Here is a 24,377-nt window from a genome sequence, read left to right on the forward strand (position 1 = left end):
ACGATTGCCCAGCTGGATGCCGAGGCTGCGAACGAGACCCCCGACAGGCCTGATCGGTAAAAGACTACCTGGTCGGATGTGGTGAAGACCCGGTGAATCGTGACGATCAGCCGGATGCCGGGAGGGCGCGCAGCGATTCGAGGAGTTCGGTGCGGAAAAACGAGAGGAAGCCGTCGGGGTCGGGTCCGGCATTCATGAACACGAGATGGTCGTAGCCGGCGTCGGCGTGAGTGCGTGCGAGGTCGAGGTAGGCCTCGGGCTCACTGCCGCATACGAAGTTCTCGAGCATGTCTTCGCGACGCACCGTCTCGGTCGCCGCGGCGAAGTTGACCGGATTGGGAAGTTCGCTCATCACCTTCCATCCTGTGACACCCCACCGGTTGGTGCGCAGCGCCGCATCTGCGGCGTCGTCCGCATTCGGTGCCCACGCCACCGACATCTCCGCGTAGCGTGGCCCGGTTCCGCCGGCGCTCCGATACGTCTCGACCAGCTCGGACGACGGTTCGGTCGTGAAGAGCCCGTCCCCGTACTCGGCGGCCAGGCGTGCAGCGTCGGGTCCGCCCGCGGCGACGACGATGTCGGGCAACACCTCCGGGAGGTCGAAGACGCGTGCCTCGTCGAGCTGGAGGTACTCACCGTCGTAGCTGTGATAGCCGCCGGACCACAGCAGCCGGATGATCTCCAGCGACTCCCGGAACATCACCTGACGATGCCGGATGGACGGGTACTCCAGGCCCACGACATGCTCGTTGAGACGTTCACCCGAACCCACGCCGAGACTGAACCGGCCGTCGGACAACAGGGAGACCGTCGCGGCGGCCTGCGCGATGATCGCCGGGTGGTACCGGATGGTCGGGCACGTCACGCCGGTGGCGAGCCCGACGGTGTCGGTGCGTGCTGCGATCGCGCCGAGCACCGACCAGGCGAACGGCGAATGCCCCTGCACGTCGAGCCACGGATGGTAGTGGTCGCTGATCTCGACGAAATCGAAGCCCGCGGCTTCCGCGGCGACTGCTTGCCGTACCAGTTCGGCGGGACCGAAGGCTTCGGCGGCGAGTTTGTACCCGAACTTCATGCGCACTCCTCGTAGGAACGGATCGGAGGACTCACCGAGTACCCGAGCGGCAGGCCGGGAAACGGTGTGAGACAACCAGCGCGCGGGCACGTCTCCCATGCCCCGTCTCGTGCAGGTCGCCGTTGCGGGGCGCCGGTAGGAGATGTCGTGGGATGATCCGCGGACCATTCGTGCGGGGTTCGGGGGCCGGTGTGCAGGGTGAGGTGCATCGTCGGAGAGCGACGACGGCGGTTGCCGTCACCGTCGCGTCCGTGCTGTGTTTCGTGCTCGCGGCGTGCGCGACCGTGGTTGCCGGCACCTCTCCGGTGCCACCTCCCCGCGAGCCGGATCGCATCGAACCCAACACCTACAGCCAGCCGGTCTCCGCCGCGGACAAGGTGGCGCTCGAACTCGCCGAGCGCCTCCGTCGCCTGGACCCGTGTGCGCTGATGCCCGAAGCGGTTGTCGGGAAATACGGCGAACTACGCAGGTTCGGGCCGGAGAAAGGTTTCGATACGTGCACCGCCGTCGTGCGCCGGCCGGGGGACCGGCAACGCGATCTGTCGATCACCCTGGATCTGTCAGCGCCGCCCCGTGGTGAGGAGGATCGGGCCGTCCGATTCGGCGGCGCCGAGATCGAGCGTCTTCGAGTTGTCGGTGACTCCACCGCCGAGTGCACCCGGTGGTTCGCGCTCGACCTGCCCGTCACCGCCTTCGTCGACGGTGATCCGCCGGTGCGGACCGCGGCGGTGCACGTGGTCGAGCACTTCCGGCCCGGTGTCGTTCCGGAGACCGGCACCGCGTGCGAGGCGGCCGACGAGACACACGATGTTGCCGTCGACGGACTCCGGGCACTCCCGGCCCGCCCCACGAGAGGTCCGGGAAGGATCCGTCTCGCCGCTGCCGACCCGTGCGAGGTCGTCGGATTGTTCGCACCAGAGAATCTCATCCAGTGGTCGGTGGACGCCGACCCGTACCGCTGCGACTACTCGGTGCTGTTGCCCGGCGGTGGTGCCCAGACCTGGAGCGTGCGGTTCGGGCTCGAACCCGAGGGGGCACCGGTTGCGGGCCCGGACCGCGAGGGGACATCCGTGGCGGGCCGCAGCATCGTCCTCCGGCGCGACGGCGACCTGTGCACGGCAGCCACACCGGTGGAGGACGTCGTCGACACCAACCGGGTGGCCGCGCGCACGGGTGGGCGCACCGTACCGACGGTCGCCGTGTCGAGTGCGGGCACCGACTGCAGTCGTCTGGCGCCGCTGGTGGCGGAACTCGCCGACCTCGCGCTGACGTGACCGGTCACGTGCGGGTCGTGAGCAGGAACGTGAGATAGACGCCGTAGGTCGCGATGAACAGCGCACCCTCGGCGCGCGACAGCCGCCGGCCCGTGAGAAACGCAGGGATGCACAGAAATGCGACCGCAGCCATCAGCGGCAGGTCGACTCGGACGATCTCGTCGGGCACTGTCACACCCCCAGGGGTCGCCAGCACGGTCGCGCCCAGGATGAACACGATGTTGTAGACGCTGGAACCGAGAAGGTTGCCGATCGCGATGTCGCGCTCATTGCGAATCGTGGACACGATCGTGGTCACCAGTTCCGGTGCGGATGTACCGATCGCGACGACGGTCAACCCGATCACCGTGTCCGAGACGCCGAGGGCCTGCGCGGACGCGACCGCGGCGTCGACGAGGATGTCCGCACCGAGTACGACGATGGCGATCCCGCCGAGCAGCATCGCCACCTCGGTGAGGGTCGCGCCGAGCCGCCAGGGGACGGGGTCGGGGGAGAACTCGTCGGCGTATTCCAGACGGACGGCGGCGGCTTCGGCTCGGCCGGCGCGGATCACGAGAACGGTATACAGCACCCCGAACGCGATGAGACCGGCACCTTCGAGCGGTGAGATCAGGCCGTCCGCGGACGTCGCCCACAACAGGAGCGCGGCCGCGGTGATGGCAGGAAGGTCGATGCGGAGGGTCTGTGTGCCCAGGTGGATCGTGCGGACGAGCGCACTGAGTCCCAAGATCAGCAGCAGGTTGACGATGTTGGTGCCGACGATGGTGCCGAGCGCGAGACCCGCGTTTCCCGTTGCGGCGGATTCGATTCCCACCGCGAGTTCGGGTGCGCTCGTGCCGAGGGCCACGACAGTCACCCCGATCACGATCGGAGTGATGCCGAGCCGGGCTGCGAGTCGCGAACCACCGCGCACCAGCACCTCGGCCCCGACCACGAGAACGACCAGGCCGGTGACGAGACCGAGGACAGAATTCATCGGTCGAAGGGTAACGCGCAGACGGGCGGATGGCTTCCTGTCTGCACTCGGGTTACTTCGACGTCGCGCTCAGGCGAGCCTTCTCCAGCGCGGCGAGAGTGCGGAGGACGGTGGCTTTCTGCTTCTCGAGATCACTGCGACGTGCTCGGGCGGCGAGACCGCTCTGCTCGGCGACGCGCGCGAGTTGCGCGTCGATCGACGTGAGCTGGTCGAGCAACGCGAGAGCGCGAGTCTGAATCTCGTCGATATCGACCGCACCGCTTTTCACCGGTGCCGGGGCCTTCGCCGACGACGACGAGGGACGGGCGCTGCCGGCGGTGGAAGAGGACGACGAGGAAGCGGAGGCGCGCTTGGTGGCGGGCTTGCCCTCGGCGACGACGGCGGCCGCACGTGGGCGCAGCGCCTTCCTGACAAGCTCGGGATCGGGCTGGTGTTCGAGCCGGATCTCGTTGAGTACGCGACGGGAATCGCGGGCACCGACGCGATGCTCGTATTCCTCGTCGTCATCCGACTGGAGCGTTCCTCCGATAGGACGCAGACCGTACATGCCCATGAAACGACGGGCTTCCTCGATCACCGCTTCGTGGTGTCGGCAAGTCGCGCATCGGGGTTCGTTGCGGTATTCCTCGACCGAATCGGTGCCGCCACACCAGACGCACGCCCCGGGAGACCACCGTCGCGAGTTTCGGATTGTCGCGTTTTCGGTGGGGGCCTCGAGAGTCTGCGCGTCGATCACGAGGAGCAACTTTAGGTCAGGGCCCCACCGGTGCGGCACCCCGGTCCGGCGTGACCTGCGACGGAGCCGACCGGAAGTGACGAAGATCATCACGCTCCAGGTTTAGGGGCAAACCATTGCGGCACACTGCAATTCCATACCGGGTGGTCTGCAGGTCACGAAGCGGTCGCCGAGGTCAGCCACTCCACCAACGGCCGGAACGCGCGCCAGGAGTTGCGGACCTCGTCGAGGGTGCGCGTGCTGTCGATCCACGGAGGAGAGACGTCGCTGCGACCGGCGTTCAGTGACCGGTGCCGCAGCAGGTCGAGACGCGGATGGTCGGGGTCGACACCGCGCGGTCGCGTCGTCAACGTCGAACCACCGATCTCGTACCCGCCGCGCCGCAGTCGCCGGAGAATCTTGCCGAGTTCGGTTCCACGTCGTTCGTCGTCGACGGCTGCGCGGTACGCCGCGACCTGTGCGGGCGTCCCCGAATAGAACCCACCGGCAACCGTCAGGCCCGCCGCGTCGATCTGGACGTAGTAGCCGACACTCGGACCGGTCGCGACGAAGCCACCCTGATGGGTCTTGTACGGGGTCTTGTCGTTGCTGAACCGGACGTCCCGGTACGGCCGGAACACCTTGCCCGTCCCGAATTCCTGCTCGAGATCGGCGAGCAGAGCAAGCATCGGGCCGCGCACGCAGTCGTCGTAGACGGCCTTGTGCGCGGCCCAGAACGGTTTGCTGTTGTCGGCCTCGAGATCCTCGTAGAAGTCGAGAGCCGCGGTCGGGAAACCGGTGAACATCGAGGAGCGCCTTTCGGTCCGTGCGGCCCGGGAGTCACCACCTCGTGGTGCAGTTTCTAGGCGACGCCGTTGAACAGCGAAGTCACCGAACCGTTCTCGAACACCTCGCGGATGGTCTGTGCCAGCAGCGGCGCGATCGTCAGCACGGTCAGCGAGTCGAACTGCTTCTCCGGCGGGATGGGCAGCGTGTTGGTGACGATGACTTCCTTGGCACCGCACGCCGCGAGGCGCTCGGCGGCCGGGTCGGAGAGCACACCGTGGGTCGCGGCGATGATGACGTCGCCGGCACCGGCCTCCTTGAGGACGCGAACCGCTCCGGCGATGGTGCCACCGGTGTCGATCATGTCGTCGATCAGGATGCAGGTACGACCCTCCACGTCACCGACCACACGGTTCGACTTGACCTGGTTCGGGACGAGCGGGTCGCGGGTCTTGTGAATGAACGCGAGCGGTGCGCCGCCGAGCGTGTCGGCCCACTTCTCGGCGACCCGGACGCGACCGGAGTCGGGGGAGACGACCGCGATGTTGTCGACGCCGTACTTGCCGCGGATGTACTCCGCCAGCTGGCCCTGCGCATGCATGTGATCGACGGGGCCGTCGAAGAAGCCCTGGATCTGGTCGGTGTGCAGGTCGACGGTGATGATGCGGTCCGCACCCGCGGTCTTGAGCAGATCCGCGATCAGGCGAGCCGAGATGGGCTCACGTCCGCGGTGCTTCTTGTCCTGCCGCGCATACGGGTAGAAGGGCAGGATCGCGGTGATGCGCTTGGCGGAACCGCGCTTGAGGGCGTCGATCATGATGAGCTGTTCCATGACCCACTGATTGAGCGGGAACGGGTGGCTCTGGAGCACGAACGCGTCCGAGCCTCGCACCGACTCGTCGAACCGGACGAAGATCTCGCCGTTGGCGAAGTCACGTGCCGTCTGCGGGGTGAGAGGTACACCCAGTTCCTTGGCGACCTGCTCGGCCAACTCGGGATGCGCCCGGCCGGCGAAGAGCATCAAGTTCTTCTGGTTGTCGATCCAATTGGTCACTGGTCCTGGCCGTCCTTTTGCCGATCGTGGTCGTGCTGCTGCTGTGCTCTCGATGCTGCCTCGGCAGCGGCGGTTCCGGCGCGGTTTCGCTGGACCCACCCGTCAATATTGCGCTGTGGCGCGCCCGACACCGCCAGCGCCCCCGGTGGGACGTCGCGGCGGAGCACCGTTCCGGCACCGGTGTAGGCACCGTCACCCACCGTCACCGGGGCCACGAACATGGTGTCCGAGCCGGTCCGTACATGGGATCCGACCACGGTGCGGTACTTCTCGACGCCGTCGTAGTTGACGAACACACTCGACGCGCCGATGTTGGAGTGCTCGCCGATCTCCGCATCCCCGACGTACGTCAGGTGCGGCACCTTGGAATGGGAACCGATCTGGGCGTTCTTCGTCTCGACGAATGCGCCGAGCTTGCCGTTCGCGCCCAGTTCGGTGCCCGGACGCAGGTAGGTGAACGGTCCCACGGTCGCCCCGGCGCCGATCACCGAGCCGGTCCCGTGCGTACGGATGACAGACGCGCCGGCACCGACCTGCACGTCGGTCAGTGTCGTGTCCGGTCCGATGACCGCGTCCTCGGCGACCACGGTGCGGCCGTGCAGCTGGACACCGGGATGGAGGGTGACATCCGTGCCGAGTACGACGTCGATGTCGACCCAGGTGGACGCCGGATCGACGACGGTCACGCCGTCGCGCATCCACTGCGTGAGCACCCGGCGGTTCAGCTCGGCGGTCAGCGCTGCGAGCTGGACCCGGTCGTTCACTCCGGCGACCTGGACCGAGTCCTCGGTGTGCAGTCCGCGGACCGCGAGACCCTCGCGGTGTGCGATCTCGACGACATCGGTGAGGTACAGCTCGCCCTGGGCGTTGTCGGTGTCGAGACTGCCGAGCGCCGACCGCAGACGGGCCGCGTCGAACGCGTACACGCCGGTGTTCACCTCGACGATTGCCCGCTGGCGGAGGGTGGCGTCTTTCTCTTCGACGATCGCCGCGACGTCACCGTCGGTGGTCCGCACGATGCGTCCGTAGCCGGTGGGGTCGGGCACCGTAGTCGTGAGGACCGTGACCGCGGCGGAATCCGGTTCCGTGTGCGTCTCGAGCAACTCGCGCAGCGTCTCGGGCGAGAGCAGAGGTACGTCGGCGGCGGTGACCAGCACTGTCCCGGCGAAGTCGGAGGGCAGTTCGGCGAGTCCGCATGCGACGGCATGGCCGGTTCCGCGCTGCTCTTCCTGCACCGCGATGCGCACCTCGTGACCCGTGTCCTCGGCGAACTCGGCCACCGCGGCGCCGACCCGGTCGCGTTCGTGCCCGATCACGGTGACGAGGTGTCCGGGCTCCAGTGCGCTCGCCGCCCGAAGGGAATGAGCGAGCATCGAGCGCCCGCCGAGACTGTGCAGAACCTTCGGGGTCTTCGACCGCATCCGGGTTCCTGCTCCGGCTGCCAGGACAATGATCGCGGTCTGCACCTGCATGTAGCTCCCTCGACAAGGTCTGCATACGCACGGAATTGCCGCGTGCGCACGGGAGCGCGACGGCTCCCCGAAAACGGTCCCCGCTCCGCCGCCAGGACTCGAACCTGAACTATCTGAACCAAAATCAGAGGTGCTGCCGATTACACCACGGCGGACTGCCACACCCCCGGCGCGCGGCGCACTCCGGGCATGCGTCCCTGATCCTCGCACGGGAGGCGCGCGGCGTCGAACGTGGGGGGTGATCTGCTCGTTGTCGATAGTCTGGGCGGCGACCGACCCCGAGTGATGCCCCGACGTGGTGCGTCGGAAAGGACGAACCGTGTCACGATCGTCGCAGGACCGTACGGAGCAGGCCAGTCGGAAAAGCACCGAGCGCGCGCCCCGGATCCGGATGACCGGAACGCAGCGGCGCGAGCAACTCATCGAGATCGGACGCGCGTTGTTCGCCGAGCGTGGTTACGACGGCGCGTCGATCGAAGAGATCGCGCAGCGGGCCCAGGTATCCAAGCCTGTCGTGTACGAGCACTTCGGAGGTAAGGAAGGGCTCTACGCGGTGGTGGTGGACCGCGAGATGACGGTGCTGATGTCGATGGTGACCGAGAGCCTGACCCGGAACCGCTCACGAGTGCGGGTCGAGCGTGCTGCCCTCGCGCTCCTCACCTATATCGAGGAGCGCACCGACGGGTTCCGCATCCTCGTGCGTGACTCGCCGGTCGCCGCGGAGGAAGGCACCTACTCGAGTCTCCTCAACGAGGCGATGCGCCAGGTCGGCCAGTTGCTCGCCGGCGACTTCTCCCGGAGAGGACTCAATCCGGAACTCGCGCCTCTGTACGCGCAGGCCCTGGTAGGGATGGTCGCCACGACGGCGACCTGGTGGCTGGACGAACGGACGCCGTCGAAGGAAGTTGTCGCAGCGCACCTCGTCAACCTGTGTTGGAACGGGCTGACCCGGCTCGAAGCAGACCCGGCGCTCGGAAACAAGCATCTCGGCACGTAGTCGTTCTGTTTCGAGGCGGTGCAACGCATCGGGAACAGGATAATCGGTGTTACGGTGGTCTTCACAGGAGTGCACGACCGACGCCCAGTGGCGAACGAAGAATCGGGGTCTCTGTGGGACGGCAGGTCCGCGCTGAAGTGACGCGCGAGGCGGTACTACGAGGAGCCGCCGAGGTATTCGTGCGGGAAGGCTACGCCAACGCGAGCCTGAACGAGATCATCGAAGAGGCGGGTGTCACCAAAGGCGCCCTGTACTTCCACTTCGGTTCCAAGGAAGAACTCGCTCGCGGCGTGATCGACGCCGGGTACGCCCGGATGGCCGCGGAAACTGCCGTGAAGACCGACCGGCGCGCGCCGGCGCTGGAAGCAGCCATCGAACTGTCGGTGCTGAACGTCGACCTCGCCGAAACCGATCCGGTGGTCCGCGCGATGTTCCGCCTGCTCGTCGAAATCGGCGACTACCGCGGTGCGGAAGAACGCCCCTTCGACGTCTGGCTCGAAGAGTTGAAGGAACTCACCAGGCGCGCAGGCGACGAAGGCGACCTGGCCGAACACGTCGACACCGACGCGTTCGCGTTGCTGCTGATGGAAGCCGGTATCGGTGCGCGCACCGTGGGAGCGGCGATGAGCGGCACCAAGCATCTGACCGAGCGGATCGAGGCGATGTGGAGCCTGCTGCTGCCGTCGGTGGTTCCGCCGAGCAAACTCGAGTACTTCCGCCAGTTCGCGGCCCGCAGACTCCGGTTGCAGTCCTGAACGCGATGGCCGCAGTGCGCCCTCCGCTCCGGCCGGCCCGGATGGTCGTTGCATTCCCTCCGTCGTGCTGACAGCATCGCCGCCGTGACGTTCGGACCGTTCGATGCGCGCCAGGCGCCGAGAGAACTGGCACGTCTGCTCGACGAGCTCGGCCCGGACACTGCCGTCACGATCGGGCTGGTGCCCGCATTACTGACCATCGCGCAGGTCGCCGACGTCCTCGGATGCTCGCGGCGCTACGCCGCCCGTTTGGTGGACACCGGCGCGCTACCCGCGGAATTCCACGGCCTGCATCGCCGGGTGCCCCGGACCGAGGTCCTCGCGCTCGGCGAACGCCACACCAGGATCCGCACCGAGGTGCTCGACAACCTCGCCGATCTCACCCGCCGCGAAGGCATGTACGAGAAGTTCTGACGCCCGACGAAGGGAGAGCGGTGCCGATCCGAGTCGTCCTCGACGCGACGGTCCTGGCGAACGCGCGGGTCCGGGATGTCGCACTCGCTTTCGCGGAAGACGGTTTGTACCAGCCGTATTGGAGCGACGGCATCATCGCGGAGGCCGATCACCGGCTGCCGGAACACCTCGCCCGACCTACCCGCGACTATCTGTTCGCCGAACTCGACCGCGCGTTCCCGGACGCGCGGGTGACCTGGCCCACCCCGGTCCTGCGTGAAGTGCCGTACGTGATCGACCCGAGAGAAACGCACGTCACCTCCGTGGCGCTGCTCTGTCATGCGGACGCCGTGGTCACTGCCGACGCTGTGACCGCGCGGGCACTCGAACGATCCGGCGTCGAAGCGTGGACCCGCGACGCGTTCGTCACATTCGCGCTCGACGCCGACCCCGCGCGGGCACAGCGGTCGCTGCTGCGGATGGTGCGCCGGCGGTGGCTCGAGCCGGGAACCGAGGCGAATCCGAGCGACGCGGATCTGCTGGTGCGGCTCGCAGTGTGGGCACGTTCGGCGCTGGGCGACAACAGTGCCGATCTGCTCCGCGGCTACGCGGCAGCGACGTGAGCGTGCCGAGGGTGATCCCTGTTGCCCGCTCGGTCCTGACGCAGATCCCGCGCGAGGCATAGACTCGATAAGGTTCTCGTCTCAAACTCAGGAGCGCTTTCCTTGTCTGCTGTGCCCCCGGTCGCCACCCCCTTGTCCGGATTGGCGCGGATCGCGCTGTCGGACTCCCAGTTCCAGAGGATCGGTGAACTGGTCGGCACTGCCGAGCAGTCGCTGGTCGCGCCGTCCGCGGTTCGCCCCTTCGTTGCCGCAGCCCTCGCGGAGAAGACCCCGGTACTCGTGGTCACCGCGACCGGCCGCGAGGCCGACGACCTGACGGCCGAACTCGCTCAGATGGTCGGGGACAGCGTCGCGCAGTTCCCGTCCTGGGAGACCCTGCCGCACGAGCGTCTGTCGCCGAGCGCCGACACGGTGGGCCGGCGACTCGAGGTGCTGCGTCGGCTCGCGCGCCCGGACGATCGGGATCTCGGCCCGGAGCTGCGGATCGTCGTCGCCACCGTGCGTTCCCTGGTGCAGCCCATGGCGCCCGGACTCGGAGAAATCGAGCCCATCACGCTGCGTCTCGGTTCCGAGCACGACTTCGACGAGCTCGTCGCGCGGCTCGCCGAACTCGCGTACACACGCGTCGACATGGTGGGCAAGCGCGGAGAATTCGCGGTGCGCGGTGGCATCCTCGATGTGTTCCCGCCCACAGCGGACCATCCCGTGCGCATCGAATTCTGGGGCGACGAGGTCACGGAACTGCGGCCGTTCTCGGTTGCCGACCAGCGTTCCATCCCCGAACTGGAGATCACGACCCTCATCGCACCGCCGTGCCGGGAGCTTCTGCTCACCGACGCGGTCAAGGAGCGCGCCGCGAAACTCGCCGCGGAAAACCCGGCCGACGCCGCGCTCGCCGAGATGTTCGAGAAGATGGCCGGCGGAATCCCGGTCGAGGGCATGGAAGCGCTGCTGCCCGTGCTGCAGCCGGGAGAACTCCAGCTGCTCACCGACGTCGTCCCGCGCGGCACCCACGTCCTGCTGTGCGATCCGGAGAAGGTGCGCACCCGCGCAACCGACCTGGTGCGCACCGGCCAGGAATTCCTCGAGGCGTCGTGGACCGCTGCGTCGATCGGCGGGGCCGCGCCGCTGGACACGTCGAACATCAACGGGGTCGACGGGAACACACTCGACCTCGCGGCGTCGGCATACAGGTCCCTGCGACAGGTGCGCGAAGCTGCGCAGGCCCAGGGCACACCGTGGTGGTCGCTGAGCCAGCTCGAGTCGGGTGCGGATACCGAGACCGTCCTCGCGGTGCAGTCGGCACCCGAGATCCGCGGTTCCGAGGAACTGCTGTCGATGCTGTTCGCGAACCTGCGCGCCCACGTCACCACCGGCGGACGTGCCGCGATCGTGGTGGCCGGCACCGGCACGGGTCAACGCGTGCTCGAGCGGCTGAAGGAGAACGAGGTCCCCGCGGCCGAACTCGAACCCGGCGCGGAACCGGTGCGGGGACAGGTCGGCGTCCTCCGCGGTGCGCTGCACGAGGGTCTCGTCCTCACCGGCAACGGCGACAACGTGGTGCCGGGACTGGTCCTCGTGACCGAGGCCGACCTCACCGGCAACCGGGTGGTGACGGAGGCGCGTAAGACGCCGGTCAAGCGCCGCAACCAGGTCGATCCTCTGGCGCTGACCGCGGGCGACTACGTGGTTCACGACCAGCACGGCATCGGCCGGTTCGTCGAGATGGTCGAACGCACCATCGGCGGAGCCCGTCGCGAGTACCTGGTGATCGAGTACGCGCCGAGCAAGCGTGGCCAGCCGGGCGACCGCCTTTTCGTGCCGATGGAATCGCTCGATCAGCTCTCGCGCTATGTGGGCGGGGAACTCCCGTCGATCAGCAAGCTCGGTGGCTCGGACTGGGCGAACACGAAACGTAAGGCGCGCAAGGCTGTCCGTGAGATCGCGGGTGAGCTGGTGCGGTTGTACGCGGCACGGCAGGCCTCGCCCGGCCACGCCTTCGGCCCGGACACTCCCTGGCAGAAGGAGATGGAGGACGCGTTCCCCTTCACCGAGACCCAGGATCAGCTCACGGTGATCTCCGAGGTCAAAAGCGACATGGAGAAGCCCGTACCGATGGACCGGGTGGTCATCGGCGACGTGGGGTACGGCAAGACCGAAATAGCGGTCCGGGCTGCGTTCAAGGCCGTCCAGGACGGCAAGCAGGTCGCGGTGCTCGTGCCGACGACCCTGCTTGCCCAGCAGCATCTGCAGACCTTCACCGAACGGATGGCGGCCTTCCCGGTCGTGGTGAAGGGGCTGAGCCGGTTCACCGACGCCGCCGAATCCCGCGAGACCCTCGCGGGCATGGAGGACGGCACCGTCGACATCGTCGTCGGCACACATCGCTTGCTGCAGACGGGTATCCGCTGGAAGGACCTCGGCCTCGTCGTGGTCGACGAGGAACAGCGGTTCGGCGTCGAGCACAAGGAGCACATCAAGGCGCTGCGCACCCACGTCGACGTCCTGACCATGTCCGCCACGCCGATTCCGCGCACGCTCGAGATGAGCATGGCCGGCATCCGCGAGATGTCGACGATCCTCACTCCGCCGGAGGAACGGCACCCGATTCTGACCTACGTGGGTGGCTACAACGACAAGCAGGTGGCCGCTGCGATCCGGCGCGAACTGCTGCGCGACGGCCAGGTGTTCTACGTCCACAACCGTGTCAGCTCGATCGACAAGGCCGCCAAGAAGATCCGCGATCTCGTCCCCGAGGCGCGCGTGGCGGTCGCGCACGGGCAGATGAACGAGGACACTCTGGAAAAGACCGTGCAGGGCTTCTGGGAACGTGACTTCGACGTACTCGTGTGCACGACGATCGTCGAGACGGGCCTGGACATCCCGAACGCCAACACACTCATCGTCGAGCGAGCGGATTCGCTCGGGCTGTCGCAGCTGCACCAGTTGCGCGGTCGTGTCGGGCGGTCGCGCGAACGTGGGTACGCGTATTTCCTCTATCCGCAGGAGAAGCCGCTCACGGAGACTGCGTACGACCGGCTCGCGACGATCTCCCAGAACTCCGATCTCGGTGCGGGCATGGCCGTGGCGATGAAGGACCTCGAAATCCGCGGCGCGGGCAATGTGCTCGGCGCCGAACAATCGGGTCATGTCGCGGGGGTCGGATTCGATCTCTACGTGCGGCTGGTGGGTGAGGCTGTCGAGGCATTCCGCGCTGCTGCCGACGGCCGCCCGATCTCGACGGACGAAGCGCCCAAGGAGGTACGCATCGACCTGCCCGTCGACGCGCACATCCCGTCCGATTACGTCACCTCCGACCGGCTCCGTCTCGAGGCATACCGGAAACTCGCTGCCGCGAACGACGACAACGCCATCGACACGGTCATCGACGAACTCGTCGATCGGTACGGCCCGATGCCGGAGGAGGTCCGGAGGCTCGTGTCGGTCGCGAAGCTGCGCCTGCTGTGCCGGGAGTACGGCCTCGACGAGGTCACCGTGGTCGGCTCGCAACTCAAGATCGGTTCGCTCGAATTGCCGGACTCGAAGCAGATGCGGCTCAAGCGGCTGTACCCGTCCGCGCAGTACCGGCCGACGAGCGGCACCGTGCAGTTGCCGATCCCGCGCACGGGCGGTATCGGTTCGGATCGTGTCCGCGACGTCGAACTGCTCCAGTTCATCGCGGACTTCCTCCTCGCGATGGACGGAAAGCCCCAGGGCTCGGTGGACATCAGCGCCCCGGTATCGGTGGGCGTGTGAGTACGGAGATGACCGGGCCGGGTGACATGCTGCGCGAAGCAGCGGAGGTGATGGACCGGCTGTGGGCGTTCGGGGGATGGGAGGTCACCCAGACCCACGAGTCGCTGCGCCGGTATCTCGTCGAAGAGACCTACGAGGTGCTCGACGCGATCGAGTCCGGTGACCCGGATTCCCTACGGGAGGAACTCGGCGACCTGCTGCTGCAGGTGCTCTTCCATTCACGGATCGCCGAGGAGTCCGGAGCTTTCACAGTCGACGACGTCGCCGCGACGCTCGTTGCCAAGCTCGCGGCGCGCAGCCCTCACTTGTCCAACGGCCATACCGGGCCGCTGGATGTCGCGGAGCAGGAAGCCGCGTGGGAGGTCGCGAAGAGAGCTGAGAAGGCCCGCGAGTCGTGCCTCGACGGGATCGCCATGGCACAGCCGAGCCTGGCGCTGGTCGACAAGGTGCTCGAACGCGCGCGACGCGCCGGATTCCCCGACGAGCTGATACCCGACGAGCTGAGAACGGTCCGGATCGACGATTCGGGTGACACCGAGGCGGCGTTGCGAGGCGTCGTGCTGCGGTTCGCCGATGCGATCCGGACGGCTGAGCGGTCGGCGGGAGCCGGGCCGCACGACGCCGAAACATGGAAGCGTCACTGGAGAGGTTGACCGGCGTCCCGGCGAGTTCTCAACGGTCCCGGCGTAACTCGTCCGTCCCGCGGGGCGGCAACGTCCACCGGTCGCCGAGTTCCGGGTAGCGCGAGCGCAATTCGGCCAGCTCCCGCGGCGCCGTCACCAGTATGTGGTCGGGTGCCGCAGACACCATCAGATCGGGCGCCACGATGGGTACGTCGGTGCCGGGCATCCGGCGGCCGTGGTGGCCCGGTGTGCCGTCGGCGACAGCGGAGACGAGGGTCCTGCTCACGTGGGCGCGCGCGAACAAGGTGACGGTCGAAGCCGTTGCTCCATAGGCTGTTACGGTTCGATGCCGGAGGGCCATCTGCCGGAGCCAGGTGTGGAGTGCGGCAGCGTCACGGTCGGCGGCGGCTTGGAGCACTCGAACCGTACGAACGGTGGTGATGCCCTCCTCGCGTTCGGCGGCGAGTCGCCGGCGGACGAACGGTTCCGGGTACAGGGTGCCCTCGCAGACCGCTGCCGCGAGTATCACGTCCGCGGTGGGTCCGATCGGCCACGCGTTCCAGAGAAGCAGTCCTGCATCCTCGAGGGCGCGACGCAGTGTCGTCACCGTGTAGTACACGAAACGTCCGTACTGCAGGGCATCCCAGCGCCGTTGGGCGATGACCGCGGACAGCGAACGGAATTCCAGGAGAAGTGTGCCGTCGGGAGTCAGCGCAGCCGCCCGCTCCCGGAGTGCGCGGCGCTGATCGAGTTCTCGCTCGAGGGCGAAGGAGTCCACCACGACCGACGCGGGCTCACCGTGTCGGGGAGATCGAAAACCGAAGGGCTGCAAGCGTGGAAGCCATCGCTCGCCTTTCGGTGATCCGAATTCGGAGATGGTCCCCCCGGAGAGCAGGCCCGCCTTGCGGATGATCCGGACAGCGTGGTCGACGTTGCGGTATTCGGGTCCGACCTCAGTGCGGTGTGTGTCCGGACCGGCGTCACAGCCCAGTTGGGCAAGCCCGCACGCGCGGCAGAGCAGCATCGCCAGGCGGCTGCGCACTTCGTCGGAGCGAACGGGAGTCTCCCGAACGGGGAATCGGCCGGGCAGTGGCACGCGGCCGAGGTCGAGGGCGGGATCGAGATCCGGATGACCGCATGCGCGGCACCCCGTCACCGCGCGAGTCCGGCCCAGCGGGGGTCGGCGCCCGACGGCACCGGGGCATGCCTGCTCCGGGCGGGCGCCGGGGGTTCTTCCATGGGACTTCGTCCTCCTCGTTTTGCGTCAGCGCCGACCTGCATAACGTATGTGGCGATGAATTAATGACCGGAAGATTGAAAACCTAGCTAAAACATACCATAGGTTTGTTTATGGCTATCGTTTGAAAGGTGTGGGTGTTGCCTTTAGTCTCGAAGCAATTCCCATTACGCGTGCGGGTCGGGCAAGCGCGGAGTGGGTGCCTACGTAAGTGGCTTGGAGGGGGATTGCCCGATGGCGTTCTGCATTGTCGAGCGTGAAGAAACTTTGGTAGCAGGCTTGCCGGTGCGGAGTCCGCGCCGCGCGTTGGGAAAACTGAGAGACCCACACCTCGAGCGCGCCTGGTCCGCAGTGTTGAAGCAGGACGCCGGCGGGCCCCTGGCGTCGACCTATACCGATCACGCGGAAGACATCGGTTCGTACTACACCCAAACGGTGGGGTACTGCTGCCGGACACTCGAGGAGGTCCGGCCCGGGCATGTCGTGTCCAGGCTCCCGTCCGGTCTGTATGCGAAGTTCTCCGCGGTGGGGAGTCACTTTCCCGACGTGTTCAGTGAACTGTGGCGGCAGATCTGGAGGGCTGAGGGGCGCGGCGACATCGTGCGAGCGTTCACAGGCGATTTCGAGTGCTACCCACACGCCTATCGCATCGAGCTGTACATATCGATCGAGGATTCCACATCGGTTGCGCAGCAATGACCTTCACCATCGTCAAGGTGCCCGGATACGCGGTCGGTGGTCTGGTGGTGCCCGGGATCGAGCCGGGGTCCGGTCGTCCCGGCGACGATCTGCTGGCCTTCACCCTGGAGCGGCTCCGCGAACGAGGTCTACGCGACGTCACCGTCGTCTACGTCTCCCACCCGGAGGTCGGATGGACGGTGGTGGCCGGATATCGCTGCGACGACATCGGCAGTCTTGCGGTGGGTGACTCGCTGATCCGCGTGACCGACAAGTACGCCGCACGCTTCACGCCGGACGGGTCGAGCACGGATCCGTGGGAAGACGTGTGGACCCAGGTGGATATCGCCGAAAAGGAGGGCGACATCGCACGGGCATTCCGCGAGGAGGTCGCATATCTTCCCGCGGCCGGCGAAATGGAACTGTATATCTCCCTGGAATGAAGGGCCTTCGCCCGCTTGTCGATACGGCACTGTGAGCTCATGCGTGAGTGCGATCGAAGGGAGAAGGCGTGGTCCGCTCGTCCTCGACTCTCGAAAGCCTGGTCACCCGGGTGGCGGCACTTCTCATGCCGGCCGACGTGGCCACGCACCGCGAAGTGTTCGACCGGGTTCTCGAGCTCCTCGCCGACCACTTCGAGGTCGACGCCTGCTACCTCAGGTACAACGATCACGACCTCGCGGCCACCGTGCTCGTCGCCGAATGGCCCCCGCAAGCGCACAGCCCCGGTCCGGACTCTTCCGCGGTCCTGCATTTCCGCGATGCGGGTCCGATCATGGCCGACTCCGAAAACTCGAAGGATCCCCGGGTGTTGGCGGCGCCGGGACAATCGATTGCCGCGGTGCCACTGCTCTGGGGAGACATCACCACCGGAACCCTTGGTCTGGTGAAGGAGCGGGACCGCGCCTGGACCGAAGACGAGATGGAGTCGCTTCGCCTCATCGCGGCCTTGTTCGCGCAGGTGCAAGCACGTGTTCGGGCCGAGGGAGAACTACGCTACGCCGCATATCACGACTCGTTGACGGGTCTGGCCAGTCGACGGGCGTTGCTCGAATACCTCGACGAACGGCTGCGACCCGGGAACCCGGGACCGGTGGCGGTGCTGTTTCTGGACCTCGACCGCCTCAAAGCGCTCAACGATTTCCTCGGGCATCGTGCCGCCGACACATACCTGTGCAGGATCGGAGAGCGGCTGATGCAGGTCAACCGCCCGGTCGACGTGGTGGCCCGGCTCGGTGGCGACGAGTTCGTCGTCGTCCTGGCAGGTCCGGCCACACCGGCCGACGCGTGGGAGCGAGCAGCGCAGATCCAGCGGGTGGTGGGCGAATCCGTTTCGCTCGACGGCCAATTGGTGGGACGAGGAGTCAGTCTCGGCATCGCGCTCGGTGAGCCGGGGGAGATCTCCTCGGTGGCGCTGCTCGGTCGCGCCGACCAGGCGATGATGGCGGTGAAGGTGCAGGGCGGCAACAGCGTCGGCTTCTTCACGGAGGACATGAACCACGAAGGCGAGCGACGGACCCGCATCGAACTCGATCTGCGGGCCTCGATCGACGACGACCATTTGATCCTCGAGTATCAACCGGAGGTGGATCTGCGGTCGGGAGCGATCCTCGGGGTGGAGGCACTTGTGCGCTGGAACCATCCGGTTCTCGGCACGCTTGCGCCCGCCGAATTCATCGACGTCGCCGAATCGACCAATCTTGCAGCAGAACTGGGCAGGTGGGTGATGGAGACAGCGTGTGCCCAGCTCGCGTCGTGGAAGAAGAAGATCCCCGGTCTCCATCTGGTGATGGGCATCAACGTCTCACCGGTCCAGCTGGTGACCGTGGGGTTCGACGAGTCGGTCGCGTCGATGCTGCGGCGTCACGGACTGAGGGGTGCCGAGGTCTGTCTCGAAATCACCGAGAACGTCGTGGTCGGCGACCTGCGGCGAACCAGGGCGACCCTCTCGCGGCTCGAACGGCTGGGAGTCCGGATCGCGATCGACGACTTCGGCACCGGATACAGCTCGCTCGGTCACCTCAAGTCGCTGCCGGTGGACACGCTCAAGATCGACAAGGGCTTCGTCCAGAATCTTCATCGCAGCGAAGGTGACCGGGTCATCGTCAATTCCATCGCCGGGCTCGCGACGTCGTTCGGTCTGGACCTCGTGGCCGAAGGTATCGAGGCGGAGGGGGCGGTGCCCTATCTCCTCGAGCTGGGATGCAGACGGGGACAAGGCTTTCTGCTCAGCGCTCCGAAGCCGTCCGAGGTGGTGGAGGGCATGGTGAGGGTCGGGTACATCGACCTGCCCTGGGCGACGGGGCGGGGGAGCGGTGGGTTCCAGGCCCGGTGACCTGGAAACAAATGGTTTGTTGTTGCGCGTTGTTCCGACGGGCACCGCCGGGGCCGAGGCGACTACGGCCGAAGTGGCCCACCGAAGGAAAGCGCGTCACAGGAAGCCGGCACGGGACCGGATCGAGACGAGCAGACCCGTCCGGGAACGGGTGCTGTATCGGCAGACCCGCGGAGCGCGGTTCACGATGTACACGTTCCGGAGCATGGTGCCGGGCGCGGAACAGCGACTGCACGATGTTCTCGAACTCGATGCGGGAGCCGGCGTGCTGTTCAAGGCGCACGACGATCCGCGCATCACGCAGTGACCTCTCCCGGGAGGAGTCCGTCCGCGCCGACCTCCGGTACGTGGAGAACTGGAGTTTCACCATGGATCTGTCGATCCTCCGTCGTACCGTCGGCGCAGTCCTGCGCAGGGACGGCGCCTACTGACGGCGCCGATCGCGCGCCGTCCGATCCGACGTGTGGAGGATGGAGGTGTGTACCAAGCCCCGCGCCGACGTCGTTCCCCCTGGCCGTTCGCTCTCTTCGGCATATTCGGGGTAGTCGTCCTCCTTGCCGTGGGTATCAGCCTCACCGTGCCGCAGGAGCCCCGGATCGCCGTCCCGGACGGAGTGCCTCCCGCGCGTGGTACCGAAGTTCCGCCCATCGACTTCGCAGGTCCCGGGCGCACCGCGGGACTGCTGAGAGAGTGGGCGCAACCGCAGGCCGACGCGCTCGACATCCCGGTGGTGGCGCTCGAAGCGTACGGACACGCCGCAGCGGTGCTGGCCGCGACGCGGCCCGAGTGCGGCCTGGCCTGGACGACCCTCGCCGGGATCGGCAGCGTCGAGAGCCGGCACGGGCGGCACGGCGGCGCAACCCTCGCCCCCGACGGCACCGCGACACCCGAGATCCGCGGTGTGCCGCTCGACGGAAGCCCCGGCCTCGCCGAAATCCGCGACACCGACGGCGGCAGGCTCGACGGCGACCCCCTGCTGGACCGGGCCATGGGCCCGATGCAGTTCATCCCCGAGACATGGGAGCGGTGGGGTGTGGACGCCAACGGGGACGGCGTGGCGGACCCGGACAACATCGACGACGCCGCGCTCAGCGCCGGACGCTACCTGTGCGAGCGCGGCGGCGACCTCGACAGTGCGGAAGGGTGGACGCGAGCTCTGATGGCCTACAACCTGTCGGGGGAGTACATGACGCTCGTACGCGACCGCGCGGCTGCGTACGGTGTGGGCGTACGTCCGTAGCAGACCGTCGAGCACGGTCCAGGCGGGTCGCGGCCGCGTCCCAGACGCGCGCCTGTGCCTCACACCCTGGTCGCGCCGGTTAGGCTGTCCCCAGCGTGCAGACACCGCAGCGTGAAGTCCATCGAAGGAGAATCAGCCAGTGGCCATCATTGAGCAGGTAGGAGCCCGCGAAATCCTCGACTCCCGGGGCAACCCGACGGTCGAGGTCGAGGTGCTGCTCGAGGACGGAAGTTTCGCCCGCGCTGCGGTACCCTCCGGGGCCTCCACAGGTGAGCACGAAGCCGTCGAACTGCGTGACGGTGGCGACCGTTACGGAGGCAAGGGTGTCGAGAAGGCCGTCGAATCGGTCCTCGAAGAGATCGCTCCGGCGATCATCGGACTCGACGCAACCGAACAGCGCACCGTCGACCAGGCGCTTCTCGATGCCGACGGCACGCCCGACAAGGGTCGTCTCGGCGCCAACGCACTTCTCGGAGCGTCGCTCGCCGTTGCCAAGGCCGGTGCCGAATCTGCGGGCCTCGAGCTGTTCCGTTACCTCGGCGGCCCGAACGCGCACATCCTGCCCGTGCCGATGATGAACATCCTCAACGGTGGCGCACACGCCGACACCGGAGTCGACGTCCAGGAGTTCATGGTCGCTCCGATCGGCGCGCCCACGTTCAAGGAATCGCTGCGCTGGGGTGCGGAGGTGTACCACTCGCTCAAGTCCGTGCTCAAGAGCAGGGGGCTGGCCACCGGGCTCGGCGACGAGGGCGGTTTCGCGCCGGACGTCGCAGGCACCAAGGAAGCGCTCGACCTGATCAGCGAGGCCGTCGCGAAGACCGGTCTCAAGCTCGGCACCGATGTCGCTCTGGCACTGGACGTCGCCGCCACCGAGTTCTACACCGAGGGCACCGGCTACGCGTTCGAGGGCAAGAACCGCACCGCCGACGAGATGGCTGATTTCTACGCCGAACTGCTCGCCGCGTACCCGCTCGTCTCCGTCGAGGATCCGCTCAGCGAGGACGACTGGGACGGCTGGGTCGCGCTCACCGACAAGCTCGGCGGCAAGCTGCAGCTCGTCGGCGACGACCTCTTCGTCACCAACCCCGAGCGGCTCGAAGAAGGCATCGTCAAGGGTGCCGCCAACGCGCTGCTCGTGAAGGTGAACCAGATCGGCACTCTCACCGAGACTCTCGATGCCGTGGATCTCGCGCACCGCAACGGGTACAAGACGATGATGAGCCACCGTTCCGGCGAGACCGAGGACACCACCATCGCCGACCTCGCAGTTGCGGTCGGCAGCGGCCAGATCAAGACCGGTGCACCGGCACGGTCCGAGCGCGTGGCGAAGTACAACCAGCTGCTGCGCATCGAGGAGTCCCTCGGGGACGCTGCCCGTTACGCGGGCGAAGTCGCCTTCCCGCGGTTCAACCTCGAGGGCTGAAATCCGGTATGAACCAGCGCGGTAGATCCCGGCCCGGCGCCCGTCGAGCCCGCACCGAAGGTGCGGCAAGTGCGCGGCGGCCCAGCCGGGCACGCCCCACGGGATCTACCGCTCCGGTCGACAGCGGTACCGAGAGCGCCGGAGCCCGTCCGGCCGGACGCGAGGACCCCGTCCATTCGTCGCCCGGCCGCGGGCGTTCCGGAGCCTCCGGTCGCGCCCGGCCCACCCGGGTCGGTGCGACCGACGCCGCGCGCCGGGACCACCGGGAACGCACCTTTCTCGGTCTGTCCACGGGGCGCGCGGCCATCCTCGCGCTGGTCGTGTGTGCGCTCGCATTGACGCTCGCGGTGCCGTTGCGCACGTACGTGAGCCAGCGCTCCGAAGCCGAGCAGCTCGCTCGCGAACGGGAGCAGCTCGAGACGGAGATCGCCGCGCTCGAAGAGATGAAGGCGCACATCGAAGACCCGGCGTGGATCCGGGCGCAGGCACGTGAGCGGTTGCGCTTCGTGATGCCCGGCGACATTCCGTACATGGTGCAGTTGCCCGGCGACGTGCCGCCCGAACTCGAAGAAGAAGAACCGGAGTCGCCGACCACCGGAGCCTGGTACAGCGACCTGTGGCGTTCGGTGGCCGAACCGCCTCCCGAACCCGAAACCGAACCACTGCCGCAGCCGATGCCTGTGGCACCCCCAGAACCAGGAGATATCCCCGGGTGACCGATTCAGTGACGCAGGAAGACCTCGACGCCGTCGCAGCACAGCTCGGGCGCGAACCCCGCGGCGTCCTGGCCATCGCCTACCGTTGCCCCGACGGCGTGCCCGGCGTGGTCAAAACCGCGCCGAAGCTGCCGGACGGCACACCGTTCCCGACGCTGTACTACCTGACCGATCCCCGCCTCACCGCGGAAGCGAGCCGGCAGGAGTCCGCAGGTGTGATGCGGGAAATGACCGAACGGCTCGGCACCGATCCCGAACTCGCGTCCTCGTACCGGCGTGCCCACGAGTCGTACCTCGCCGAACGTAACGCCATCGAGTCGCTGGGTACCGATTTCACCGGCGGAGGCATGCCCGACCGGGTCAAGTGCCTGCACGTTCTGATCGCACATTCGCTCGCGAAGGGCCCGGGTCTCAACCGGCTCGGCGACGAATCCGTCGCCCTCGCCGCAGACGCCGGATTGCGCGGCACCGCTGTTCCTGCCGACTGGCCCACCTACGCCGAACTCCGTGGGGAAGCGCAGTGAGCGTGTCTCGCGTAGCGGGCATCGACTGCGGGACCAACTCCATTCGCCTGCTCGTCGCGGACATCGCCGACGACGGCACCCTCACCGATGTCACCCGGCTGATGCGCGTCGTCCGGTTGGGGCAGGGCGTCGATGCGACGGGCCGTCTCGCTCCCGAGGCGATCGAGCGAACCCGTGTGGCGCTCACCGAGTACGCCGGCATCATTCGCGACACCGGTGCGACCGGGGTGCGGATGGTCGCGACATCGGCGACACGCGACGCGCAGAATCGGGAAGACTTCTTCTCCATGACCCGCGAGGTGCTCGGAGCCGTGATTCCCGGCGCCGAAGCCGAAGTCATCACCGGTGACGAAGAGGCGCGTTTGTCCTTCGCCGGTGCCGTCGGTGAACTCGATGCCGCCAGGGGACCTTTCGTCGTCGTCGATCTGGGTGGCGGCTCCACCGAGGTGGTGCTGGGCGACGAGAACGGTGTTCACGCAGCGTATTCCACCGACATCGGGTGCGTGCGCCTCACGGAGAGGTGTCTGCACGACGATCCGCCCACCGCCGAGCAGGTCTCGGAGGCGCGGGAGATCGCCGCGGAAAAGATCGCAGAGGCGCTCGCGCACGTTCCGGTCGAGCGCGCCCGTACCTGGGTCGGAGTCGCGGGCACCATGACCACTCTTGCCGCGCTCGGCAACGACCTCGACACCTACGATCCCGACCGGGTGCATCTGTCGACCGTCGGGTTCGACCGCCTCCGGCAGGTGTGCGACGGCCTGCTCGCCGCGACCCGCGAGAAACGTGCTGCTCTCGGGCCGATGCACCCCGGCCGGGTGGACGTCATCGGCGGCGGCGCAATCGTCACCACCGTCCTCGCCGACGAACTCCGACGCCGCGCCGGCATCACCGAACTCGTTGTGAGCGAGCACGACATCCTGGACGGGATCGCCCAGTCCGTCACGCGCTAGGGTGTTCCGGACGCCCCTATAGCCCAATTGGCAGAGGCAGCGGACTTAAAATCCGCCAAGTGTGGGTTCGAGTCCCACTGGGGGCACTTCCGACGACGTCGGCAGGATCGACGCAGTTGCCCTCGCCACGCAGCCGCGTTCAGGGCCGGCCTTCTCCCGTGTGTCGCGCGCCGCGTTGATGGGCGCCGTGCGACGTCGTGTCGGTAGATGATGTCGTTCCGCTGGGTGTCGTTCCGCTGGTGGGTGTCCTGGTGGTAGGTGCGGTGCCGGTAGCGGGTGCGGTGTCGGTGGCAGGTGTGGTGCGGGCGGTATTCGCATCCGAGACGAGCGTGCTGTTCTGTTCCGCGATGCGGTCCCGGTCCTTTTGTGCTTTCGCTGCTTCTTTGCGGGCGTCCTTCGCCTCGCGGCGGGCAGTTCTGGTACGCCGGGACGATCGCCGCGCCCCGGACATGAGCAGAGCCAGCCCGAGCAGGCCGACAGCGCCCACGACGATGCCGTAGAGGAACAGTGTCCCGGTGGAGCCGGTGACCTCGTAGCCGAAGACGGAGAACCCGTCGGTGATCGTGTGTTCCTCGCCGCCGTTGGTCAATACGCCGACAACCCCGACGACGACGGCGGCGAGCAGGAGAACGAGTCCGAGGAGAATGAGCATGGTGGCCTCCAGGCCTACGGTGTGGTGCTCGGTGAACATGCAGGTACCCGCTCTTCAACGATGCCACGTGGTCGTGCTCGCGTCCTCGGTTCGACGATGATGACGGCAATTCGGGCACGG

24 protein-coding genes and 2 tRNA genes are annotated in these 24,377 nt (G+C 67.4%); 17 read left to right on the forward strand and 9 right to left on the reverse strand.

Annotated elements, in window-relative coordinates; genetic code table 11:
* Window positions 1-106: 106 nt before the first annotated feature.
* Window positions 107-1,075, reverse strand: a complete 969-nt coding sequence (locus tag ACLQ3J_RS08185; protein ID WP_169621506.1) for a TIGR03557 family F420-dependent LLM class oxidoreductase — start codon at window positions 1,073-1,075, stop codon at window positions 107-109.
* 152 nt (window positions 1,076-1,227) lie between these two features.
* Between ACLQ3J_RS08185 and ACLQ3J_RS08190 the strand changes: the two genes are divergently transcribed.
* On the forward strand, window positions 1,228-2,349 hold the full coding sequence (locus ACLQ3J_RS08190; RefSeq protein ID WP_296551013.1) for a hypothetical protein: 1,122 nt from the start codon (window positions 1,228-1,230) through the stop codon (window positions 2,347-2,349).
* Between the two features lie 4 nt (window positions 2,350-2,353).
* Here ACLQ3J_RS08190 and ACLQ3J_RS08195 read toward each other — a convergent pair whose 3' ends face one another.
* The 6 genes from ACLQ3J_RS08195 to ACLQ3J_RS08220 all read right to left on the reverse strand — a co-directional run bounded on the left by ACLQ3J_RS08195 (window position 2,354) and on the right by ACLQ3J_RS08220 (window position 7,507).
* Window positions 2,354-3,325: a calcium/sodium antiporter gene (locus ACLQ3J_RS08195; protein WP_296551014.1), complete on the reverse strand. Its 972-nt coding sequence runs from the start codon at window positions 3,323-3,325 to the stop codon at window positions 2,354-2,356.
* A gap of 52 nt (window positions 3,326-3,377) precedes the next feature.
* Window positions 3,378-4,061, reverse strand: coding sequence for a hypothetical protein (locus ACLQ3J_RS08200; protein ID WP_425902801.1), 684 nt, complete (start codon window positions 4,059-4,061; stop codon window positions 3,378-3,380).
* 155 nt (window positions 4,062-4,216) lie between these two features.
* The gene (locus ACLQ3J_RS08205) at window positions 4,217-4,846 is read right to left on the reverse strand and encodes a DUF2461 domain-containing protein (protein WP_425902803.1); all 630 of its coding nucleotides are present in this window, start codon (window positions 4,844-4,846) and stop codon (window positions 4,217-4,219) included.
* 56 nt (window positions 4,847-4,902) lie between these two features.
* Complete coding sequence (locus tag ACLQ3J_RS08210; RefSeq protein ID WP_169621511.1) at window positions 4,903-5,880, reverse strand: ribose-phosphate diphosphokinase; 978 nt, start codon at window positions 5,878-5,880, stop codon at window positions 4,903-4,905.
* Window positions 5,877-7,352: a bifunctional UDP-N-acetylglucosamine diphosphorylase/glucosamine-1-phosphate N-acetyltransferase GlmU gene (glmU, locus tag ACLQ3J_RS08215; RefSeq protein WP_169621512.1), complete on the reverse strand. Its 1,476-nt coding sequence runs from the start codon at window positions 7,350-7,352 to the stop codon at window positions 5,877-5,879. The genes ACLQ3J_RS08210 and glmU overlap by 4 nt, the downstream gene beginning before the upstream one ends.
* Before the next feature lie 83 nt (window positions 7,353-7,435).
* Window positions 7,436-7,507: transfer RNA gene (locus tag ACLQ3J_RS08220), tRNA-Gln, on the reverse strand.
* Between the two features lie 236 nt (window positions 7,508-7,743).
* Between ACLQ3J_RS08220 and ACLQ3J_RS08225 the strand changes: the two genes are divergently transcribed.
* The 6 genes from ACLQ3J_RS08225 to ACLQ3J_RS08250 all read left to right on the forward strand — a co-directional run bounded on the left by ACLQ3J_RS08225 (window position 7,744) and on the right by ACLQ3J_RS08250 (window position 14,529).
* Window positions 7,744-8,349, forward strand: coding sequence for a TetR/AcrR family transcriptional regulator (locus ACLQ3J_RS08225; protein ID WP_296551017.1), 606 nt, complete (start codon window positions 7,744-7,746; stop codon window positions 8,347-8,349).
* Between the two features lie 113 nt (window positions 8,350-8,462).
* Window positions 8,463-9,104: a ScbR family autoregulator-binding transcription factor gene (locus ACLQ3J_RS08230; RefSeq protein WP_169621514.1), complete on the forward strand. Its 642-nt coding sequence runs from the start codon at window positions 8,463-8,465 to the stop codon at window positions 9,102-9,104.
* A gap of 84 nt (window positions 9,105-9,188) precedes the next feature.
* Window positions 9,189-9,518 (forward strand): helix-turn-helix domain-containing protein, encoded by a 330-nt coding sequence (locus ACLQ3J_RS08235; RefSeq protein WP_296551018.1) that lies wholly within the window; start codon window positions 9,189-9,191, stop codon window positions 9,516-9,518.
* A gap of 20 nt (window positions 9,519-9,538) precedes the next feature.
* Window positions 9,539-10,120, forward strand: coding sequence for a PIN domain-containing protein (locus tag ACLQ3J_RS08240; protein WP_169621516.1), 582 nt, complete (start codon window positions 9,539-9,541; stop codon window positions 10,118-10,120).
* A 102-nt stretch (window positions 10,121-10,222) separates the two neighbouring features.
* Entirely contained in the window at window positions 10,223-13,876 is a 3,654-nt protein-coding gene (mfd, locus tag ACLQ3J_RS08245; protein ID WP_169621517.1) for a transcription-repair coupling factor, read from the forward strand.
* Window positions 13,877-13,884: 8 nt separating this feature from the next.
* Window positions 13,885-14,529, forward strand: a complete 645-nt coding sequence (locus ACLQ3J_RS08250; protein WP_169621703.1) for a MazG family protein — start codon at window positions 13,885-13,887, stop codon at window positions 14,527-14,529.
* Between the two features lie 19 nt (window positions 14,530-14,548).
* Here the strand turns inward: ACLQ3J_RS08250 and ACLQ3J_RS08255 are convergent, their stop codons facing one another.
* Window positions 14,549-15,655, reverse strand: coding sequence for a class I SAM-dependent methyltransferase (locus ACLQ3J_RS08255; RefSeq protein WP_425902804.1), 1,107 nt, complete (start codon window positions 15,653-15,655; stop codon window positions 14,549-14,551).
* 315 nt (window positions 15,656-15,970) lie between these two features.
* Between ACLQ3J_RS08255 and ACLQ3J_RS08260 the strand changes: the two genes are divergently transcribed.
* The 10 genes from ACLQ3J_RS08260 (at window position 15,971) to ACLQ3J_RS08305 (ending at window position 23,691) form a co-directional block, all read left to right on the forward strand.
* Window positions 15,971-16,435, forward strand: a complete 465-nt coding sequence (locus ACLQ3J_RS08260) for a GyrI-like domain-containing protein (protein ID WP_169652523.1) — start codon at window positions 15,971-15,973, stop codon at window positions 16,433-16,435.
* A complete protein-coding gene (locus ACLQ3J_RS08265; RefSeq protein ID WP_169621519.1) occupies window positions 16,432-16,857 on the forward strand; it encodes a hypothetical protein in 426 nt (141 codons plus the stop codon). The genes ACLQ3J_RS08260 and ACLQ3J_RS08265 overlap by 4 nt, the downstream gene beginning before the upstream one ends.
* Before the next feature lie 125 nt (window positions 16,858-16,982).
* Window positions 16,983-18,749, forward strand: a complete 1,767-nt coding sequence (locus ACLQ3J_RS08270) for a putative bifunctional diguanylate cyclase/phosphodiesterase (protein ID WP_425903152.1) — start codon at window positions 16,983-16,985, stop codon at window positions 18,747-18,749.
* A 251-nt stretch (window positions 18,750-19,000) separates the two neighbouring features.
* Window positions 19,001-19,180, forward strand: coding sequence for a sugar transferase (locus tag ACLQ3J_RS08275; RefSeq protein ID WP_277351043.1), 180 nt, complete (start codon window positions 19,001-19,003; stop codon window positions 19,178-19,180).
* Between the two features lie 47 nt (window positions 19,181-19,227).
* Window positions 19,228-19,989, forward strand: a complete 762-nt coding sequence (locus ACLQ3J_RS08280; RefSeq protein WP_425902806.1) for a lytic transglycosylase domain-containing protein — start codon at window positions 19,228-19,230, stop codon at window positions 19,987-19,989.
* A 139-nt stretch (window positions 19,990-20,128) separates the two neighbouring features.
* Window positions 20,129-21,415, forward strand: coding sequence for a phosphopyruvate hydratase (gene eno, locus ACLQ3J_RS08285; protein ID WP_169621521.1), 1,287 nt, complete (start codon window positions 20,129-20,131; stop codon window positions 21,413-21,415).
* An 8-nt stretch (window positions 21,416-21,423) separates the two neighbouring features.
* Window positions 21,424-22,131, forward strand: coding sequence for an FtsB family cell division protein (locus tag ACLQ3J_RS08290; RefSeq protein WP_169621522.1), 708 nt, complete (start codon window positions 21,424-21,426; stop codon window positions 22,129-22,131).
* On the forward strand, window positions 22,128-22,655 hold the full coding sequence (locus ACLQ3J_RS08295; RefSeq protein ID WP_169621523.1) for a DUF501 domain-containing protein: 528 nt from the start codon (window positions 22,128-22,130) through the stop codon (window positions 22,653-22,655). The genes ACLQ3J_RS08290 and ACLQ3J_RS08295 overlap by 4 nt, the downstream gene beginning before the upstream one ends.
* 2 nt (window positions 22,656-22,657) lie before the next feature.
* On the forward strand, window positions 22,658-23,605 hold the full coding sequence (locus ACLQ3J_RS08300) for an exopolyphosphatase (protein WP_378528609.1): 948 nt from the start codon (window positions 22,658-22,660) through the stop codon (window positions 23,603-23,605).
* Between the two features lie 12 nt (window positions 23,606-23,617).
* Window positions 23,618-23,691, forward strand: a tRNA-Leu gene (locus ACLQ3J_RS08305).
* 53 nt (window positions 23,692-23,744) lie between these two features.
* On the opposite strand, the gene ACLQ3J_RS08310 is transcribed toward ACLQ3J_RS08305, so the two are convergent.
* The gene (locus ACLQ3J_RS08310) at window positions 23,745-24,296 is read right to left on the reverse strand and encodes a hypothetical protein (protein ID WP_425902807.1); all 552 of its coding nucleotides are present in this window, start codon (window positions 24,294-24,296) and stop codon (window positions 23,745-23,747) included.
* Window positions 24,297-24,377: the final 81 nt, after the last annotated feature.

The sequence above is a fragment of the Rhodococcus sp. DT1 genome (genome assembly GCF_049844875.1).
Taxonomy (GTDB): Bacteria; Actinomycetota; Actinomycetes; order Mycobacteriales; family Mycobacteriaceae; genus Rhodococcus.